Genomic DNA, 18,752 nt, shown 5'->3' with positions numbered 1-18,752 from the left:
TCGTGGCGAAAGTCGTTTTCAATCTGACCATTGAAGATTGTGGCGAAAGTCATTGCCGCATCGTCGCGGACTACAATTCATCGAGCCGCGAGATCGAAGTCGAGAAGCTCAAGCCGAGTTTTCGTCAGAATCTGAGGCCGTTGCAGGAAGCAATCCTCCAGTGCGCTGCCGCGCGCAATGCCGACGTGGCGTTGCGCCCGCGAAACGAGAATGCTGCGGCCGCGGCAAATGGCGCTGATGAAGCAAGACCCGCTCTCCGTGACGCTGCCGGAGGTCTGACCTCGGGGTCGGACGAACGGATCGTGCAGGAGATCGGATCGCAGCTCTTCGAGTTCATCTTTCAGCGCAAGATCCTCGAGCTCTATCAGGAATGTTCCCATGCGGCGCGAAAGGACGATCAGCCGTTCCTGATCCGTCTGCGGGTCACCGATCCCACGCTCGCCTACGTGCCCTGGGAAACGATGTACGACAAGAAGAACCGCTTCTACGTGACGACGTCGCAAAGCACGCCATTCATGCGGGCCGTCGACGACTATGCCGAGGAGCGCCGGGTGTCCGCGGCAAGGCCGATACGGATGCTGGGCATGGCTGCGCGGGTCAAGGTCCTGAACGGATTCCCGCTGGACGAGATCGAGGTCGATGCCGAGCAGGTCGCGATCAAGAAGGCGCTGAGCGAGTTGAATGACGGCAAGCGGATGAAGCTGTCCTGGATCCCCTCGGCGAAGGCTCGGGATCTCAATCGCCGCTTTCTGAGGGGAGATGAGGGCAAGCGGTGGGACTTGTTTCACTTCATCGGGCATGGCGGCCACGATCCCGAGCGGCAGATGGGCTTCATCGTGGTCCAGGAGGAGGGCGGGTCGAAGGGGATCAGGCTCTATGCCGACTCGCTGAAAGCGTTCCTGACCCAGCCCGGTCAAACGCCGAGTCTCGTCGTGCTGAACTCCTGCAGCGGCGCGCAGGGCGAGCCCGGCTCTCTGTTCTCGAGCACCGCCGCCGAGCTCATTCAGGGAGGCGTGCCCGCCGTGATCGCCATGCAGTTCGAGATCAGCGACAACATGGGTCTCGCCTTCGCCGATACGTTCTACACCTATCTGGCGGAAAACGTTTCGATTCAGGCCGCCCTGGCGCATACCCGGGCCGAATTGAAGGCGCGGCAGTTCGCCGAATGGATTTCGCCGGTTCTGTACATGCGCGGCCTCGACGGGGAAATTTTCGTGGACCGGGCCGGATCGGAGTGAGTTTTCATCCATGCAGAGCCTTGACCCGATCGTCGCTCTCTGCCTCGGTGCGATTGCGATCTGCGTCGTCAGCGCGATCGACTTTCATGCGCCCTTCGAAATCACCGACATCCGCTATGCCGTGATGCGCGATCGCTATTATTTCGCGGTTCTTGCCTACGTCGCGATCGCGGTGGTGTTCTATTTCTTTGTCGCGATCCTGCTGTCCCGCGGAATCGGATTTGTCGTTTCGATACCGGCGACGATCGCCTTCATGGTGCTGGCACCCCACCTGCCGCTGCTCCGGTGGGTAATCGATTTCCTGCGGACCATGGCGCAGGCGCTGGCACGCTACCCGCAGGTCGTGGAGACCGTCATCGTGGCCATCGCGCGGTCGCCCATCAGCGTGACGGAGCGGGCAAGGCCCGAGTTGCAGCGCGAGCTCGAAGGGTACGGCGTTCCCGCCGGGCTGATCGAGAAAGCGCTCAATGACGACAACCAGGTGCTCGCCGTCGGTGCGGCAACCATGATCAAGCAGGTTGCTTCCCTCCATACCAGTTTCGTCGAGCTGCGCGGCAACAAGCGGTTCGCGAGATTTTTCCGCGCCCGGAAAGCCGCCTTTGACGAGATGGAAAAGCAATATCGGCGCATGCTGCGACGGTCGGCCCGCGCTCTCCTGCTGACGGAAGACATCACGGTGTCGGACGTGGATGCGATGGAGCTGGTGCTCGAGATTTCCGATTTCATCGCGGAGGAATGCGAGGATCTGCGCGTCGCGTACCAGCGTCGATTGGCCGAGGCTGCGCTGTCGGTCGTCGACAGGCGCGACTCCCGGATGGAGCTGATTTCCAGCTTCGGATATCAGACCATTCTCCCCCAGCCGCTGCCGTTTGCACCCCTGGTGATCATCTTCCTGCTCGACTTCGTGGTCTCCGTCGCACCGCTGTTCTTCATGAACCTGTCGAAGAATTATGAAGTGGACTCGCTGACCGGAGGCCTCTCCTCCGCCGCGCATGCGGTGGCCCTCACGATCTCGATCTTCTTTGCGATCTACCCGAAGGCCTCGACGAATTTCGCGCGCCCCTCGCTGTACGCCTTGCCCTGGCGCTCCTACGTGGTCTTCGGGGCGCTATCCTATCTGATCGGAAATTTCGTGCTTTGGATCACCTACAGCACGATCCCGATCGCGCCCGGCTGGCTGGCAAGCGGCCATCCGCTTGCGGCGAGCTCGCTGCTGTCGCTGATCTTCATGGCCAATACGGTGGTCCTGAGCATTCTTCTCGACGTGCGGCTGAGGGCCGATCGACTGGACTATCACGAGGCAAGGCTGAGGGACGGCGCGACCCATGCGGTGGTGATGGCGTCTTCAATGCTCTGCCTTCTCATCGGCTTCACATTGGTGAGCAGACATTTCGGTCTGAACATGCCGTATATCTCCTGGCTGCATTACGGGTTCATCGTCGCTCTTTTCGGTGTGCTCGGCTTCGTCATGGGCTATCTCGTGCCGTCGACCGCGGAAGCCTACATCGAGGCCAACAAGCTGATCCGGAAGTCGTCGGCGCTCGATGGCAGTCGGCTCGAATGGGCGGCGCCGGCGTCTCAGCCGAGCACGCAGCTCAGGTCTTGATCTCACGCCGGGCTCGCAAAGCCCGTGCGCCATATGAGGACGCGACGAAGCAGGTCGTCTGGACAGGGGCGAAGTCATGGCTGAACTGGAAGTGGCGAACGGGATCGTGGTTCGTAGTCCCGACGATGTCGAAATCAGGATCGTTCAGGACGGCCCTGTCCGCCGCGGATTTCGCCGGGGCACTGCCAGCCAGATCGGTGGCGCCGATCAGCTGAGGGGAGCGTTGTCGGCGTCCGACTTCACCATCGCGGCCGAAGTCGAGATGGTGCCGACGCGTCCGGGAACGCGTGCGCTGCGACGGGACGCAACGACGCCGACGCAGATCGAGGTCGAGGTTGGCCCGTCTGAACGGGCGCTGGTCCTGATCGAGGGCGCAGGCGGCGTCTATGCCTGGACCTATCCGCTAGCGGCGGGCCAACCGTCGAGGCGGCGCGGGGGTGCACAGGTTCTGGTATTTCCGTTGACGGCCGGGACGAGGGGCTCGGCGCGCGGCGTCGCCCCCGCAGGCGGCAAGCGCGGTCCCGTTCTCGACTGGGTGTCCGACAAGCTGATCGATCCGGTCCGTGCCTATGTGCTGAAGTTCGCCGCCAGAACGGCGATCGATGTGGCGACCGACTACATCGAGGGGGACCGGGAAGAGGGCATCGTGGTGATGGCCGGGCTCGATCCGGCGGCATGGACACCGGCGCGATCGGCGCGGCCTCGACTGCCGCAGGACCGTCCGCTGAAGATCCTGCTCATGGTGCATGGCACGTTCTCGTCGACGGCGAGCGGCTTCGCACAGCTTGCCGGCTCCGACAGCGGGAAGGCGTTTCTGTCGAAGGCCAGCGCGCATTACGACGCCGTGCTCGGCTTCGATCACAAGACCCTGACGGTCGCACCGGCAGAGAATGCGGCCGCTCTTGTTGCCGCGCTGCAGGCGCTCGGAATCTCCAAAAATTCCTCGATCGATGCCGTCATCCACAGTCGCGGCGGACTGGTCTATCGCGTGGTCGAAAATCTGCTTGCGGACAAGCGGCCGGACATCCGGCTCGGCAAGGCGATCTTTGTCGGCTGCACCAATGCCGGAACGCATCTGGCCGAGCCCGAGAACTGGGCGGCGATGATCGACCTCTACACCAACGGGATCATGGCCGGCGTCCGTGCCGTTTCATTCCTCGCAGGAGGCGCTGCGCTGAGCCCCGTCGTGTCGCAGGGGATCAAGACCGTCGGCCGTTTCGTCCAGGCGTTTTCCGAAGTCGCCATCGACGAGGGCCGGGTGCCCGGACTTGCCGCGATGCGCCCAACGAGCGATCTGGTCAAGGCGTTGAACGGCGCGGCCGGTCCTCTCGACAGGCTCGCAGCCTATCATGCGATCACGTCGAATTTCGTCGCGCAGATCGCACCCGACAAGGGCGTGACCAAGGAGTTCGCCGAGTTCATTGCCGATCGCGTGACAAATCGCCTGTTCCAGCTTGATAATGACCTGGTGGTGGATACGGCGTCGATGACGTCGTTCGGGACCCGTGGCCCACGCCTTGCGAAGGACGCGACGTTCGCTTTCGGCGATACGGACGACGTGTTTCACACCACGTATTTTGCGACGGATATCGTGCCCTCGAAATTGAGCGAGTGGCTGGGTCTTGGTGCGGCTCGTCCCGATCGGGCCCCGGTACAAATCGACCTGCAGCAGCCGCCGCCGCGGCGATCGAGGCGGGGAGTGGCGTCCATTGCCGAAAGCCCGCTTGAATCAAACTTGGCTGCACGCGAATGGGAAAGCCCCGGATCCGGCCCCGTGTCGGACACTCTCACATTGCGACGGACGCGATCGCGCTCGGCTCCTTCGGCGAGGCCGGCCGAGGCAACAGTGGCGCCCGCCGCAGCTGACACGCCGCCATCGGGATCGACGTCGCCCGGTTCGCGAACTGCGGCCTGCTATTTCGCGGCGGAGATCGAGTCTCATCCGCCGCCGAAGAAGCCGGTCCCGCTGTTCGTCACGGTCTCCCGACAGAAGATCGAGGCCGCGGAGAGCCCGGCCTCGGCCGCCCTGGATGCGCCGGTCAATGTCGATACGGCCCGCGCGATCGTCGTCGAGGTCATCGCGCGCAAGAATTGCCGGGTTATCGGAGACACCAGCGCCGAGATCGAGCTACCACGGGATCAGCGGGCGGAGTCGCTCCGCTTCGTCGTGGAGGGGACCGCGGAAGGCGCGGCCGACATCCTGGTCGAAGCACGGCAGGGGCCGCGCATTCTCGCGTCATTTGCCCTGGTCCCCGTGTTCGTCGACGCCGACAGCAAGATCTTGCGCCGGAGCCAGGTCGGATTGGCCATGGCGGCACATCCGGACGAGCCGGCGGTGCTGCGGATCTACGAGATCGTGGAAAGCGGCAAGGTGACGCTGCGTTTCGATCTTGCCTGCGTCGATCCGAACATCGCGGTTTCGGAATCGCGCACGCTTCCGGGCGGCTTCTCGCGCGATGTCTATGTTGCGGAGATCTTCAAGGGCATCGAGAGCGCGTGGCTCGCAACGAACCGCCTGTATGACCAGTTCCTGTCGCGCCTGCAGGCCAACGGAATCGTCATGGCAAACGAGTTGTTGCCGGACAGGGTCCGCGAGGCGTTGTGGACCCACCGCGACGCGATCCGCGCGATCCAGGTCATCTCCGAGGAGCCGTTCGTTCCCTGGGAGCTGCTCTACATCAACGATCGGAAGTCCGGACCGGACGGGAAGGGCTTCCTCGCGGAATGGGGGCTGGTGCGCTGGCTGCACAGCACGCCGTGGCCCGGTCCGCAACTCGCCATGCGCAATGATCGCGTCAATTACGTGATCCCGGCCTATGTCGATCCCGGCCTGCGGCTCGAAGGCGCCGATGCCGAACGCCAGATGCTGGCCAAGCTGTTCGGCAGCCCCCGCGAGGTGACGGCCGAGAGCATCGCCGTGACCAGCTTCCTGCAGAAGGATGCGAAGGACTGCGACGTCCTGCACTTTGCCTGCCATGGCGAGGCGGCACAGCGGGCGGTGATGACGGCCGACCTGTTGATGACGGGCACCAAGGTCGACGGCAATTTTGCCCAGGACTCGCTCTCGGCGGATCAGGTCAAGGCGTATGCCCGCTTCGCCGAGAGCGGGCCGAATCCGATGGTCTTCATCAACGCCTGTCAGACCGGGCGCGCCGGGCGCGGCATCGGCGGAGGTGTCGCCGGTTTCGTCGATGCGTTCCTGCGGCCTTATTCCGAACGCGGCGCGGGCGCGCTGGTCGGCGCGCTCTGGTCGGTCGACGACAAGCTGGCCTACAGCTTTGCCGAGGCGTTCTATCGTTCGCTCAAGCAGGGGGAGACGCTGGTCGATGCCGTCCGCGCCGCGCGCGAGGCCGCCAAGAACCGGAAGGAACTGACCTGGCTGGCCTATTCCGTGTATGGCAATCCGTTCGCACGCGCCTCGGATGCCTCCTAGGTAGAGGGATCTATCCGTCGCCTCCGCTTACATGAAGCTGACAGGACCTTCGAGGCCGGCCTGCCCGGTGCTTTTTCGCTGGCCGAAACCGGACGAATGGGGGAAGAGAGCCTAGATGCGGCGCGAGCCGCGCTGGGATACCGGGACATCCGGCGGGAAATGCGATGCGCCTTCTGATCGTCGAGGACAATGCCGAGCTGTCGCGGCTCGTGGCCGCCGGGCTGTCGGCGGCCGGTTATGAGAGCGACATCGTGGCCAGCGCGGCCGAGGCGCGCGAGGCGGTCAGCAGCGTCAGCTATGCCGCGATGATCCTCGATCTCGGCCTTCCCGACGGCGACGGCCTGTCGGTGCTGCGCGAGCTGCGTCGGCAGATGGAACCGCTGCCGGTGCTGGTGCTGACGGCGCGCGGCGGCCTGCAGGACCGCGTCAACGGCCTGCGCAGCGGCGCCGACGACTATCTCGCAAAGCCGTTCGCGATGGAGGAACTGGTGGCGCGGCTGGAGGCGATCCTGCGCCGGCCGGGCCAGCTGCTCGGCCGCTCGCTGCATCTGGCCAACCTCGTCTACGACACCGAAAGCCGCCAGATCTTCGTCGACGACCAGCCGCGGATCATCTCCGCGCGCGAGACCTCCGTGCTCGAGATCCTGCTGCGCCGGCAGGGGCGGGTGGTGCCGAAGAAGAACGTCGAGGACCACATCTTCGGCCTCGAAGGCGAGGTCGCCTCCAACGCGGTCGAGGTCTACGTCTCGCGGCTGCGCAAGCAGCTCACTGAACACGGCGCCAAGGTCGTGATCCACACCATTCGCGGCGTCGGCTACCTGATGGCCGAGGAGAAATAGCGTGCCATCCGTCCGGTCATTCGCCAGGCCGACGTTCAAATCGCTGATCTCGCGCATCGTGTTCCTGCACATCGTCGCGGTCGCGGTGGTCGCGATCTTCCTGCCGCTGGTGCTGTTCTGGCTCCTCAACTCGGAGGTCGACCAGCTCCATCGCGACGCCATGCGCGCCCAGGCCGAGGTGCTCGCCGAGCGCATCGTCCCGCAGGCGGACGGCACCCTGACGTTCATTCTGCCGGACAGCCTGCGAGGCCTCTATTCGGAAGCCTACGGCCGCTATCTCTACGACATCCGCGATGAGGACGGCCGTGTGCTGTTCTCATCCCGCCGCAAGGCGGGCGCCGCGACACCGGCGCCGCCGCTGTCCGAAACGATTTCCGGCGCCGGCGTGACGCGCGTCATCGAGGGCAAGACGGTGCGTATCCGCGTCGCCGAGGACCTCTCGCATCGCGACGTCATCATCGACGACATCATCTCGAACTTCTTCCGGCGGGTGGGATGGATCACCATCCCCATCCTGCTGGTCCTGCTCGCCACCGACATCATCATCTTCCGCCGCGCGATCGCGCCGCTATGGAAGGCCTCGAAGGAAGCCAGCAATATCGGCCCGGCGCGCACCGACATCCGCCTGCCGACGGAGCAGATCCCGCGCGAGATCATGCCGCTCGTCACCGCCGTGAACCAGGCGCTGGACCGTCTCGAGGACGGCTTTCGGGTGCAGCGCCAGTTCACGGCGGATGCCGCGCACCAATTGCGCACGCCGCTTGCGATCCTGCGCACGCGGATCGAGACGCTGCATGACGGTGCGGCAAGAGAGGCGCTGCATGCCGACATCGAGAGCATGAGCCGCATCGTCGCCCAGCTCCTGGAGATCGCCGAGCTCGACACGCTGGTGCTCGATCCCGGCGAGACCGCCGATTTGCGCGCCGTCTGCACCGAGGTGGTCGGCTCGATCGCGCCGTTCGCGCTCGCCCAGCACAAGGACATCGCGCTGAAGGGCACCGATGCGCCGGTGCTGATCCATGGCAATGCCGAAATGCTCCAGCGCGCGATCTTCAACCTCGCCGAAAATGCCATCAAGTTCACCGCGAAGGATACATCGGTCGACGTCGAGGTCGGCGAGGACGGCTCCGTGCGCGTGCGCGATTGCGGCCCGGGCATTGCGGAGGCCGAGCGCGACCTGATCTTCCAGCGCTTCTGGCGCGCCGACCGCCAGCGCAGCGACGGCGCCGGCCTCGGGCTCTCGATCGTGCGTGGCGTTGCGGACGATCACGCCGCGACAGTGGCGGTGGCGAACCTTCCCGGCGGCGGCGCGGAGTTCACGCTGCGGTTCAGGCTGGCGGAGGCAGGCGGCGTTGAGCCGGACGCGGCGCGGCACTGACGCTGCACGCTCTTCCGTGCGGGAGAGGATGGCTCGCCGGCACTACTTCACCTTGCCGCTGGACAGATCCATGATCATGCGCGTGGTCAGGTAAAGACGCGGCACGATGGTGTCGAGCTTCACATATTCGGCATCGTTGGAATGCGCGCCGAAGCCCGAGAGGCCCATGCCTTCGATCACCGCGCCCTTGGTCTTGAGCGCGGCAAAGGCGGCGTCGGTGCCGCCGCCGGTCGCCTTCTCGTCGACCTTGAGAGGCATTCCGAGCTCGCCATAGATCGTCTTGCCGTAGGCCCCCACGCGGCGGGAGGCGTCGTTGGCCTCGAGCGGCGGACGGCGCACCTCGAATTTCAGTTCGACCCTGGAATCGGGCAGCAGGCGGTTCTTGATCTTGTCCTGCAGCGCTTTTTCCAGCTCGTCGAAATCCGAGACCTTGAGCGCGCGCGCATCGGCCTGGGCCGTGGCTTCGGCCGGGATCACGTTGCGGTTGGTGCCGGCCTTGGAGACGGTCCAGTTCAGCTTCAGGCCTTGCTCGGGCTTGGACAGGTCCTTCATCTGAAGCACCTGGTGCGAGAGCTCGTAGAGTGCGTTGATGCCGCCCTCGGGCCTTGCGCCGGCATGCGACGACTTGCCGATCACCGAGAGATAGGCCGAGCCGATGCCGCTGGTGGCGAGCCGCAGCGTGCCGTCGGTGCCGCCGCCTTCGAACGAGAATACCACGTCCTGATCCGAGGCGAATTTTGTGATGGTGCTGCGCCAGCCGGGCGAGGAGATCTCCTCGTCGCCATTGGTGAGCACCGTCAGCGTACCGTATTCCCTGAAGTTGAGTTTCTGCAGCATCGCGACGGTGTGGAGAATGAGCGCGACGCCCTGCTTGTCGTCGGCGATGCCGAGGCCGTAGGCCTTGTCACCGTCGATGCGGAACGGCTGGTCTTTCAGCATGCCCTTCAGGTACACCGTGTCCATATGGGCGATCAGCATGATCTTCTTAGCTCCGGTGCCCTTGAACACGGCGTGCACGGCCGGACCGATCTTCTCGGGCGTGTCGTCGAGGCGATAGATGTCGGTGGGCTGCAGGATCTCCACTGTGCCGCCGAGCTGCCTGAGCTGGTCGGCCACCAGCCCGGCGATCTGGTTCAGGCCGTCGATGTCCTTGCTGCCGGATTCGATGCTGACGAGATCGCGCAGCGTGTCGAGCAACGGCTGCTGCTCCTTCTGTGCCAGCGCGTGGACGTCGGCCACCGGCTCGGCGTGCGTGACGGAGGCGGCACATGCCAGCCACAGCGAGGCGATCAACGGAGCGACGAGCGAGGGAACAGGGTGCGATCGGGGCATGCGCGGCGGTCCATCGGTTGGAGGATGGGCCGATATGCCTGCGTTTGTCGCGATTGTCACGCGTGTCGGACTTCACCCTCCCCTGGAGGGGGAGGGTCGGCGACCATTGAGCGCAGCGAAATGGGCGACGGGGTGGGGTGATCTCTCCACACGAACACTGCCCGCGGGAGAGATCACCCCACCCCGCTCGCGCTACGCGCGATCGACCCTCCCCCTCCAGGGGAGGGTAAGAGGGTGGGTGTGCGCGCCGCTACTTCTGCGGCGGGCCGAAATCCAGCGGCGGCAGCTCGATCTGCGGGACCTCGATCTTGACCTTGTCGAGATCGACGTTGAGCGGCTTGTCGAGCAGGACCGTCACCACGGACGGGAAGATGATCACCAGCAGCACCATGATCATCTGCAGGCCGATCCAAGGCATCGCGCCCCAATAGATGTCGGAGCTCTTCACTTCCTTGGGCGCGACGCCGCGCAGGTAGAACAGCGCGAAGCCGAACGGCGGATGCAGGAACGAGGTCTGCATATTCACGCACAGCATCACGCCGAACCAGATCAGCGCCGCGTCCGGTCCCACCACGGGGGCGAGGATCTTCTGCGCGATCGGCGCGATCATCGGCAGGATGATGAAGGCGATCTCGAAGAAGTCGAGGAAGAACGCCAGGAAGAAGATGAAGAGGTTGATGAAGATCAGGAAGCCCCAGACGCCGCCGGGCAGCGAGGTCAGGAGATGCTCGAGCCAGACGCCGCCGGAGACGCCGAGGAACACCACCGAGAAGCAGGTCGAGCCGATCAGGATGAAGGTGACCATGCAGGTGAGGCGCATGGTGGACTCGTAGCCCTGCTTGATCAGGTCGCGCAGGTCGGGGATGCGCGCAGCCTGGAAGCAGATCCACGCCACTGCCAGATAGGTCACCGCGAAGGCGAGCTTGAAGATCAAATTCTCGCTGTACAGCATCGCGATGATGGTGCCGACGCCGGCGGCGACCACGCCCGCGATCAGCACCTTGCGATCGTTCCTGGTGAAGTCCTTGTGGTGGATCGCGGCGAGCACGATGGCGCCGACCGCGCCCATTGCGCCGGCTTCCGTCGGCGTCGCAAGGCCCATCATCATGGTGCCGAGCACGACGAAGATCAGCACGGCCGAGGGGATGATGCCCATCAGGCACTTCTTCCACAGCGCCCAGCCGGTCAGCGTGCGGGCCTCGATCGGCACCGCCGGCACGTGGCCCGGCTTGATCAGGCCGAGGATGAAGGTGTAGCCGGCGAACAGCATGATCTGGAACACCGAGGGGCCCCAGGCGCCGAGATACATGTCGCCGACCGACTTGCCGAGCTGGTCGGCGAGCACGATCAGCACCAGCGAGGGCGGTACCAGCTGCGTGATGGTGCCGGAGGCAGCGAGCACGCCGGTGATGTAGCGCATGTTGTAGCCGTAGCGGATCATCACCGGCATCGAGATCAGCGCCATGGCGATCACCTGCGCCGCCACCGTGCCGGTGATGGCGCCGAGGATGAAGCCGACGATGATCACGGAATAGCCGAGGCCGCCGCGGACCGGGCCGAACAGCTGGCCCATCGAATCCAGCATGTCTTCGGCGAGCCCGCATCGCTCCAATATCGCGCCCATGAAGGTGAAGAACGGGATCGCGAGCAGCAGCTCGTTGGAGAGCACGCTGCCGAACACGCGGCCGGGAATCGCCTGGAGGAAGTTGAGGTCGAAGAAGCCGAGATGGATGGCGAGGAAGCCGAAGGACAGGCCGACCGCGGCAAGCGTGAACGCAACCGGGAAGCCGATCAGCATCGCCAGAACCAGGCCGCCGAACATCAGCGGCGGCATCATTTCCAGCGTAATCATTGGGTCGGCCTCTCGTACTTGGCGTCGATCGTCACATAGCCCTGGAGAGCCGCGATACGCTTGATGACTTCGGAAACACCCTGGAGCGCCAGCAGGACGAAGCCGGCGGGAATGACGAACTTGATCGGCCAGCGGATCAGGCCGCCGGCATTGCCGGACATCTCGCCGACCTCATAGGCCTGCATGAAGAACGGCCAGGACAGATAGGCGAGCAGGAGGCAGGCGGGAATGAGGAAGAACAGCGTGCCGATCAGGTCGAGCAGGAGCTGGCCGCGCTCGGACAGCAGCAGATAGAAGATCTCGACTCGGACGTGCTCATTGCGCTTGAAGGTGTAAGAGGCGCCGAACATCACCAGGATCGCGAACATGTACCATTGCATCTCCAGCCAGCCGTTGGAGGAGTAGCTGAAGGCGTAGCGGATCATGGCGTTGGCCGCACTGACCAGGCAGGACAGAAGCACCAGGAGGTTACAGACGTAGCCGATCTTCTCATTGAGAAGGTCGATGGCGTTGCTCACCGCCAGCAATGGACGCATCTTACTTTTTCTCCGTCACAGTCTAACTTCATGGCAACAGCATCAGCACGCACGCGAAATGTAGGCGACCGCAGGACCGGATTTCCCCACGCAGAGCGCTGTCAATCCCATTCCTCGTGCGTTTCGGTTTTGACCGCGATGGACCGGTGGCGGGAGCGCGGGGTCAGTCGCTATTGCTTGGGCTGACCGAAATCGAGCGGCGGCAGCTCGACCTGCGGCACCTCGATCTTGATGGTGCTTGGATCGATGTTCGGCAGGGTGCCCTTATAGTGCATGACCATCGACGGGAATGCGATCACCAGGCCGACCATGATGAGCTGGATGACGACGAACGGCACTGCGCCCCAATAGATCTGACCCGTAGTGACAGGATCCATCCTCTTGCCGGTGACGCGATCGGTGTATCGCTCCTTGGGAGCGACCGACCGGAGATAAAACAACGCGAAGCCGAACGGCGGATGCATGAACGAGGTTTGCATGTTGACCCCGAGAATGACGCCGAACCAGATCAGGTCGATGCCGAGGTGCTCGGCGGCAGGTCCGAGCAGCGGGATCACGATGAAGGCCAGCTCGAAGAAATCGAGGAAGAATGCCAGTACGAACACGAGCGCGTTGACGAAGACCAGGAAGCCGACCTGGCCGCCGGGGAGGGAGGTGAGCAGGTGCTCGACCCAGACGTGCCCGTTAACGCCGTAAAAAGTGAGCGAAAAGATGCGGGCGCCGACCAGGATGAAGACGACGAAAGCCGACAGCTTGGCGGTCGATTCCGTGGCTTGCCGGACCAAGTCCCAGCTGAGCCGCCGCTTGATGGCACCGAGGATGAGAGCGCCGGCGGCACCCATCGCGCCGCCTTCGGTCGGGGTCGCGATGCCGATGAAGATGGTGCCCAGCACCAGGAAGATCAGGAACAGCGGCGGCACCATCACGAACGTGGTCTGCTGCGCCATTTTCGAGAGGAAACGGAAGCCGGTCAGCTTGTCGACGACCCAGTTCAGTACCGCGACGGCGAAGGCGAAGATGATGCCGCAAAACATGCTGAGTACGACGTAATCGGCTCCGTGAACGCTCGAATCGCGCATCACGAACCATCCGAACACGCAGCTCGCAAGGAACAGAACACCGAGCGACACGAGGCCACGGCGGCCATCGTCTTCGCGGAAGGCGATGGCTTCCTTCGGTAGGCCCGGCGTGGCCTTCGGGAAGATCATGCTGACGAGGAAAGCGTAGCCGGCATAGAGGCCGGCGAGCACCAGGCCCGGAATGAAGGCGCCTTCGTACATGTCGCCGACGGACTTGCCGAGCTGGTCGGCCATCACGATCAGCACGAGCGATGGCGGAATGATCTGGGCCAGCGTGCCGGAGGCGGCGATCACGCCGGCCGCCACGCGGCGGTCATAACCATAGCGCAGCATGATCGGCAGCGAGATCAAACCCATCGAGATTACGGAGGCGGCGACCACGCCGGTCGTCGCGGCGAGCAGTGCGCCGACGAAGATCACGGCATAGGCGAGGCCGCCACGGATGGTGCCGAACAGCTGGCCGATGGTATCGAGCAGGTCCTCGGCCATGCCCGACCGCTCCAGCACCAATCCCATGAAGGTGAAGAAGGGGATCGCGAGCAGCGTGTCGTTGTTCATCACGCCATAGACGCGCTCCGGGAGGGCCTGGAGGAAGTCGGGGTGGAACTGGCCGAGCTCGATGCCGATCACGGCGTAGAACAGGCCGACGGCGCCGAGCGAAAATGCCGCAGGGTAGCCAAGCAGCAGCATGACCACCAGCGACACGAACATGATGGGCGCCATATTGGCGATGATGAATGCGGTCATGAATTTCCCCTACACCGTCGCCAACGGCTACTTCTTCTCGATCGCTTCGACGAGATGCTCGACTTCGGCCTCCAGCGCCGACACCTGGGATTCATGGGGGTCAGGTATCAATCCGCGCATCACCGCAATCCGCTTGATCAGCTCGGAGATGCCTTGCACGAGCAGGAAAGCGAACCCGATCATGATCAGGGATTTGGCGGGCCATTGCGGCAGGCCGCCGGCGTTGCCGGATTGCTCGTTGATGTGGAAGGAGCGCTGGAAGAACGGCACTCCCGTAATGATCATGACGATGCAAATCGGAATGAGGAAGAACACGTGGCCGACCACGTCGATCACGTTGCGCGCTTTCTTCGGCAGCGTGTTGTTCACGATGTCGATGCGGATGTGCTCATTGTCGAGCAGCGTCCAGGGCGCGCAGAGCAGGAAGACGATGCTGAACAGCACCCATTGCAGCTCGAGCCACGAATTGGACGATGTGTCGAACGTCTTGCGGACGATCGCATTGACCGCCGAGATGACGACGGCGACGACGATCAGCCACGCAATGCGTTTGCCCGTCCAGCGCGTGAACGCGTCGATCCTGCTGCTCAGCCTAAGGAGCGCTTGCAACGATAGGTCCTCCCCCGATTGTGCCCCGGCCGTCTTGACTGCGCCGAGCGGGCGCGTGGCTTGTCTCGCCGCGCAGGCATGAGGCAGCCGCACCAAATCAGCGGGCGTGCCGCCAGTCAATCGGAAGTTTGTTGATAGTTAAGGGGAATAAGGCCGCCAGCCCGCCTAAACCTAGCCGCCGGTGACGCTCATGTGCCTGGAGACGCTGGGGCGATCGTGGCGGCGGTCGATGATGAAATCGTGGCCCTTGGGCTTGAGCCCGATGGCGCGGTCGATCGCATCCGCCAGCAGTTCATCGTCATCAGATGCGCGCAGAGGCTTGCGCAAGTCCGAGGCGTCCTCGTGGCCGAGGCAGGTGTGCAACGTTCCCGTGCAGGTGATGCGCACCCGGTTGCAGGATTCACAGAAATTGTGGGTCATCGGCGTGATGAAGCCGAGCTTGCCGCCGGTCTCGGCGACGCTGACATAGCGCGCCGGCCCGCCGGTGCTCTCAGCGAGATCCGTCATGGTGAACTGCTGGGCGAGCCGCGCGCGCACCAGCGACAGCGGCAGATACTGGTCGAGACGGCCCGCGCCGATCTCGCCCATCGGCATCACCTCGATCAGCGTCAGGCCCATGCCCTTGCCGTGGGCCCAGCGCATCAGCGAAGGCAGCTCGTCCTCGTTGAGGTTCTTCAGTGCGACCGCGTTGATCTTCACGGCTAGCCCTGCGGCCCGCGCGGCCTCGATGCCTTCCAAGACCTTGTCGATTTCGCCCCAGCGGGTGATCTCGCGAAACTTTTGCGGATCGAGCGTGTCGAGCGAGACGTTGATGCGGCGGACGCCGCAATCGGCGAGCTCCCTTGCATGCTTTGCCAGCTGCGTGCCGTTGGTGGTCAGCGTCAGCTCGTTCAGGGCGCCGCTCCTCAGATGCCGCGACAGCGAGCGGACCAGCGTCATCACGTTGCGGCGGACCAGCGGCTCGCCGCCGGTGAGGCGCAGCTTCTTGACGCCCTTGGCGATGAAGGCCGTGCAGAGCCGGTCGAGTTCCTCCAGCGTCAGCAGGTCCGCCTTGGGCAGGAACGTCATGTCTTCCGACATGCAGTAGAAGCAGCGCAGGTCGCAGCGGTCGGTGACGGAAACGCGCAAGTAGGTGATGGTCCGCCCGAACGGATCGGTCATGGCGCTCGACAGCGCTGCGCGGGGATTCGCAGAAGATCCGTTCATACCAAATGCCTTGTCACTTACGGCGACGGGCGCACCTTTGCTTCAGCGGTGCTCTGGAAGCAATCTAAGCATCGGACGCGGCTAGGACAATCGGGTGGTATACGTGATCAGCGCTTGCCCGCGGTCGGATCGGGGAACGGCGAGCCTGCTGCGGGTGCAGCATCGGCCGGCGCCGCGGCGGGCGCGGCCGGCTTCGGCTTCTTCGGCCGGTGCGGCTTGCGGACGGGTTTCGGCGGCGCCGCCGGCTGGAGTTCCGCAAATACCGGATTCGGGTCGGTGGTGACCGAGGCGGGCGTGGTGAAATCGCCGGGATTCTTGATCACGTTCACCGGCACGCTCGCGGGGTGGTACTTGGGCAGAGCGTAGGCGACCGTGAACGGCGCCTCTGGCGCGGGCACCGAGACCGAGCAGGGGGTTTTGCAGCCCTGACCGAGCGAGGTCGAGGCGTCAGCGCCGGGGGGATTGGATTCGAGCCGAACCTGAACGGTCGGCGGGGCCGATTTGAACATGTCCCAGGACATCGAGGAGCAGCCCCCGAGGCTCGCTCCCACTAACGCAACCGCAATCACACGACGCATGAACCACCCACTTTGACTGCGACGAACCGCCACATCCCGGGCGGACCTTAGGGACGTCGCTAAGGGCAGGCAACCGGCGCGCCGCGCATAGTTAATAGTTGGTTAACGCGGAGTATCTTCTGCTTTTTTCTGGAATTTCAGCGACTTGCCGAACGCTAGGCCAACATCAGGCTGCTCGCGGCCGCCGGCAGGTCGCGCATGTGATGGATCAGCCGGTCCGGCTTCAGTTCGGCGATCGGCACGTCCGTGTAGCCGAAGCTGACCCCGATCACGGGAACCCCGGCCCGCCGGGCGACCCCGACGTCGGTTCCGGCGTCGCCGACCATGATGCTGGCCTTCACATCCCCGCCGGCCCGGGCCACCGTTTCCCGGAAAATGGTCGGATCCGGCTTCTGGACGCCAAAGGTATCGGCGCCGCAGATCGCCGCGAAGCGGCGGCTCAGGTCGAGCTGGTCCAGCAGCCGCTTGGACAGCCATTCCAGCTTGTTGGTGCAGACCGCGAGGCGATGGCCTTGCGCTGCAAAATGATCGAGTGCCGCCTCGAGCCCCTCGAAGGGACGGGATTCGACCGCAATATGCTCGGCGTAATAGGCGATGAAATCCGCCGTCATCCGGTCCATGTCCTTTGGGGTGACGGTGCGGCCCTCGGCCTCCAGTCCCCGCTCGATCAGCTTGCGGGCGCCGGCGCCGATCATGTTGCGGGCCGAGGCCATCGGGACCGGCGGCAGGCCTTCGCGATCGAGCACGTAGTTCAGCGCGGTGATCAGGTCGGGCGCCGTATCCACAAGCGTGCCGTCGAGATCGAAGACGAGGGTGTAGAGGGAGGTCGTGGAGGGGGAGGTCATGGGCCAAGCGCTATCGGTCCGGCCGTGCCGGCGCAAGGGGCGGGGCCATAAGATCAGCTTATAGGCCTGTTCCCGCGAGGAAAACGAGGCTACATAGGCCGCCGCAGCGGCTATACCGGCGGCACTCTCAAGCCAGAGGCGGGCGCAAAATTGAACATGGACCAGTTGAAGCGGCAGGCGGCGGCGCGTGCGCTGGAGGAGGTGCGTGACGGCATGCAACTCGGGCTCGGCACCGGCTCGACCGCCAAGCATTTCGTCGAGCTGCTCGGCGAGCGGGTGGCCGCCGGGCTCAAAGTGATCGGCGTGCCGACCTCCGAGGCCACGCGCGCCGACGCGGAGCGTTGCGGCGTGAAGCTGACCACGCTGGATGAGATCGACCATCTCGACATCACCGTCGACGGCGCGGACGAGATCGATCCCGAGCTCAATCTGATCAAGGGCGGTGGCGGTGCGCTGCTGCGCGAGAAGATCGTGGCGGCCGCCTCGGATCGCATGATCGTAATTGCCGACGACAGCAAATGGGTGCCGACGCTCGGCAAGTTTCCGCTGCCGGTCGAGGTCATCCCGTTCGGGCTTGGCGCGACGCGCCGCGCGATCGAGAAGGCATTTGCCGACTGCGGCGTTTCCGGGCAAATGGCGGTCCGCAAGGCCAAAGACGGCCACGTTTTCGTCACCGATGGCGGCCACTGGATCGTCGATGCCCAGCTCGGACGTATTGCGGATCCCGCCAGCCTCGCCAAGGCGTTGAGCGCGATCCCCGGCGTGGTCGAACATGGATTGTTCATCGGCTTGGCCAGCTCGGCCGTTCTGGCGGGCGGCGAGGGAATCCGCGTGATTGAACGGCGAAAGCCCTAAGGAGACTAGGAATGAAGAGCGTTTTGAAATTCTTGCCGGCCGCGACCCTTGCTGCTGGCCTGGCCGTCTCGGCGGTCCCGGCGATGGCGCAGCAGGCGACGCCGGCCCAGCCCAAGGCGGCCGCCGCGCCGGCCCAGCCGAAGGCCTCGCCGGCGGCGATTGCCGCGGCCAGGGAGATCCTGCAGATCAAGAACGCCACGGCGATGTATCAAGGCGCCGTGCCCGGCCTCGTCGAGAAGACCAAGATCGCGCTGACGCAGCAGAACCTCAACTACCAGAAGGACCTCAATGAGGTCGCGCCGATCGTAGCCCAGCAGCTCGCCGGCCGCCAGAATGAGATCGGTGAAGGCATGGCGCAGATCTATGCCAGCGAGTTTACCGAGCAGGAGCTGAAGGACCTCGTCACCTTCTACAGGTCGCCGCTGGGCAAGAAGCTGATCGACGCCGAGCCGCGCGCCATCGGCCTCAGCATGGCCTTCATGAACTCCTGGGCCCAGAATTTCTCCGAGACCGTGATGGGTGCCTTCCGCGCCGAGATGCGCAAGCGTGGCAAGGAAATCTGACAGTACCTATCTGACAGAGGATTACCTGATCGGGTCTCCCTGAAAGAGGTCGGAGT

The 18,752-nt window shown here is 64.3% G+C and carries 15 protein-coding genes; 7 read left to right on the top strand and 8 right to left on the bottom strand.

The window, feature by feature from the left end; translation table 11 throughout:
- Positions 1–2: 2 nt before the first annotated feature.
- The 5 genes from GGD63_RS15130 (at position 3) to GGD63_RS15110 (ending at position 8,494) form a co-directional block, all read left to right on the top strand.
- The gene (locus tag GGD63_RS15130) at positions 3–1,238 is read left to right on the top strand and encodes a CHAT domain-containing protein (RefSeq protein ID WP_183243266.1); all 1,236 of its coding nucleotides are present in this window, start codon (positions 3–5) and stop codon (positions 1,236–1,238) included.
- A gap of 10 nt (positions 1,239–1,248) precedes the next feature.
- Positions 1,249–2,844 (top strand): hypothetical protein, encoded by a 1,596-nt coding sequence (locus GGD63_RS15125; protein WP_183243264.1) that lies wholly within the window; start codon positions 1,249–1,251, stop codon positions 2,842–2,844.
- Between the two features lie 76 nt (positions 2,845–2,920).
- Positions 2,921–6,277 carry a CHAT domain-containing protein gene (locus tag GGD63_RS15120; protein WP_183243262.1) on the top strand — a complete coding sequence of 1,119 codons (3,357 nt, stop codon included), beginning with the start codon at positions 2,921–2,923 and terminating at the stop codon, positions 6,275–6,277.
- Positions 6,278–6,441: 164 nt separating this feature from the next.
- Positions 6,442–7,116, top strand: coding sequence for a response regulator transcription factor (locus GGD63_RS15115; RefSeq protein WP_183243260.1), 675 nt, complete (start codon positions 6,442–6,444; stop codon positions 7,114–7,116).
- Position 7,117: 1 nt separating this feature from the next.
- Positions 7,118–8,494 carry an ATP-binding protein gene (locus tag GGD63_RS15110; protein WP_183243258.1) on the top strand — a complete coding sequence of 459 codons (1,377 nt, stop codon included), beginning with the start codon at positions 7,118–7,120 and terminating at the stop codon, positions 8,492–8,494.
- Positions 8,495–8,536: 42 nt separating this feature from the next.
- Here GGD63_RS15110 and GGD63_RS15105 read toward each other — a convergent pair whose 3' ends face one another.
- The 8 genes from GGD63_RS15105 to GGD63_RS15070 all read right to left on the bottom strand — a co-directional run bounded on the left by GGD63_RS15105 (position 8,537) and on the right by GGD63_RS15070 (position 17,278).
- On the bottom strand, positions 8,537–9,826 hold the full coding sequence (locus GGD63_RS15105; protein ID WP_183243256.1) for a M20/M25/M40 family metallo-hydrolase: 1,290 nt from the start codon (positions 9,824–9,826) through the stop codon (positions 8,537–8,539).
- Positions 9,827–10,076: 250 nt separating this feature from the next.
- Positions 10,077–11,678 carry a TRAP transporter large permease subunit gene (locus GGD63_RS15100; RefSeq protein WP_183243254.1) on the bottom strand — a complete coding sequence of 534 codons (1,602 nt, stop codon included), beginning with the start codon at positions 11,676–11,678 and terminating at the stop codon, positions 10,077–10,079.
- Positions 11,675–12,214: a TRAP transporter small permease subunit gene (locus tag GGD63_RS15095; protein ID WP_183243252.1), complete on the bottom strand. Its 540-nt coding sequence runs from the start codon at positions 12,212–12,214 to the stop codon at positions 11,675–11,677. Before GGD63_RS15095 ends, GGD63_RS15100 begins: the two co-directional genes overlap by 4 nt.
- Before the next feature lie 170 nt (positions 12,215–12,384).
- Positions 12,385–14,040 (bottom strand): TRAP transporter large permease subunit, encoded by a 1,656-nt coding sequence (locus tag GGD63_RS15090; protein WP_183243250.1) that lies wholly within the window; start codon positions 14,038–14,040, stop codon positions 12,385–12,387.
- 27 nt (positions 14,041–14,067) lie between these two features.
- Complete coding sequence (locus GGD63_RS15085; RefSeq protein ID WP_183243248.1) at positions 14,068–14,649, bottom strand: TRAP transporter small permease subunit; 582 nt, start codon at positions 14,647–14,649, stop codon at positions 14,068–14,070.
- A gap of 171 nt (positions 14,650–14,820) precedes the next feature.
- Positions 14,821–15,855, bottom strand: coding sequence for a GTP 3',8-cyclase MoaA (gene moaA / locus GGD63_RS15080; RefSeq protein ID WP_183243246.1), 1,035 nt, complete (start codon positions 15,853–15,855; stop codon positions 14,821–14,823).
- A gap of 107 nt (positions 15,856–15,962) precedes the next feature.
- On the bottom strand, positions 15,963–16,433 hold the full coding sequence (locus tag GGD63_RS15075) for a hypothetical protein (protein ID WP_183243244.1): 471 nt from the start codon (positions 16,431–16,433) through the stop codon (positions 15,963–15,965).
- A 155-nt stretch (positions 16,434–16,588) separates the two neighbouring features.
- On the bottom strand, positions 16,589–17,278 hold the full coding sequence (locus GGD63_RS15070) for an HAD family hydrolase (protein ID WP_183243242.1): 690 nt from the start codon (positions 17,276–17,278) through the stop codon (positions 16,589–16,591).
- Between the two features lie 150 nt (positions 17,279–17,428).
- Here GGD63_RS15070 and rpiA point away from each other — a divergent pair, with 150 nt between their 5' ends.
- Both rpiA and GGD63_RS15060 read left to right on the top strand, forming a co-directional pair.
- A complete protein-coding gene (gene rpiA, locus GGD63_RS15065; protein ID WP_183243240.1) occupies positions 17,429–18,133 on the top strand; it encodes a ribose-5-phosphate isomerase RpiA in 705 nt (234 codons plus the stop codon).
- 11 nt (positions 18,134–18,144) lie between these two features.
- The gene (locus GGD63_RS15060) at positions 18,145–18,696 is read left to right on the top strand and encodes a DUF2059 domain-containing protein (protein WP_183243238.1); all 552 of its coding nucleotides are present in this window, start codon (positions 18,145–18,147) and stop codon (positions 18,694–18,696) included.
- Positions 18,697–18,752: the final 56 nt, after the last annotated feature.

The sequence above is a fragment of the Bradyrhizobium sp. cir1 genome, assembly GCF_014198245.1.
Lineage (GTDB): Bacteria > Pseudomonadota > Alphaproteobacteria > Rhizobiales > Xanthobacteraceae > Bradyrhizobium.
Note: the sequence above shows the minus strand (reverse complement) of the source record. Positions and strands in the feature narration are given on the sequence as shown.

What these genes read in the sequence shown, in the direction of transcription:
- GGD63_RS15115 (WP_183243260.1), top strand. Translation starts at nt 6,442, where the DNA reads ATGCGCCTTCTGATCGTCGAGGACAATGCCGAGCTGTCGCGGCTCGTG.
- moaA (WP_183243246.1), bottom strand. Translation starts at nt 15,855, where the DNA reads ATGAACGGATCTTCTGCGAATCCCCGCGCAGCGCTGTCGAGCGCCATG.
- GGD63_RS15125 (WP_183243264.1), top strand. Translation starts at nt 1,249, where the DNA reads ATGCAGAGCCTTGACCCGATCGTCGCTCTCTGCCTCGGTGCGATTGCG.
- GGD63_RS15070 (WP_183243242.1), bottom strand. Translation starts at nt 17,278, where the DNA reads ATGACCTCCCCCTCCACGACCTCCCTCTACACCCTCGTCTTCGATCTC.
- GGD63_RS15060 (WP_183243238.1), top strand. Translation starts at nt 18,145, where the DNA reads ATGAAGAGCGTTTTGAAATTCTTGCCGGCCGCGACCCTTGCTGCTGGC.
- GGD63_RS15095 (WP_183243252.1), bottom strand. Translation starts at nt 12,214, where the DNA reads ATGCGTCCATTGCTGGCGGTGAGCAACGCCATCGACCTTCTCAATGAG.
- GGD63_RS15075 (WP_183243244.1), bottom strand. Translation starts at nt 16,433, where the DNA reads ATGCGTCGTGTGATTGCGGTTGCGTTAGTGGGAGCGAGCCTCGGGGGC.
- GGD63_RS15100 (WP_183243254.1), bottom strand. Translation starts at nt 11,678, where the DNA reads ATGATTACGCTGGAAATGATGCCGCCGCTGATGTTCGGCGGCCTGGTT.
- GGD63_RS15090 (WP_183243250.1), bottom strand. Translation starts at nt 14,040, where the DNA reads ATGACCGCATTCATCATCGCCAATATGGCGCCCATCATGTTCGTGTCG.
- GGD63_RS15120 (WP_183243262.1), top strand. Translation starts at nt 2,921, where the DNA reads ATGGCTGAACTGGAAGTGGCGAACGGGATCGTGGTTCGTAGTCCCGAC.
- GGD63_RS15105 (WP_183243256.1), bottom strand. Translation starts at nt 9,826, where the DNA reads ATGCCCCGATCGCACCCTGTTCCCTCGCTCGTCGCTCCGTTGATCGCC.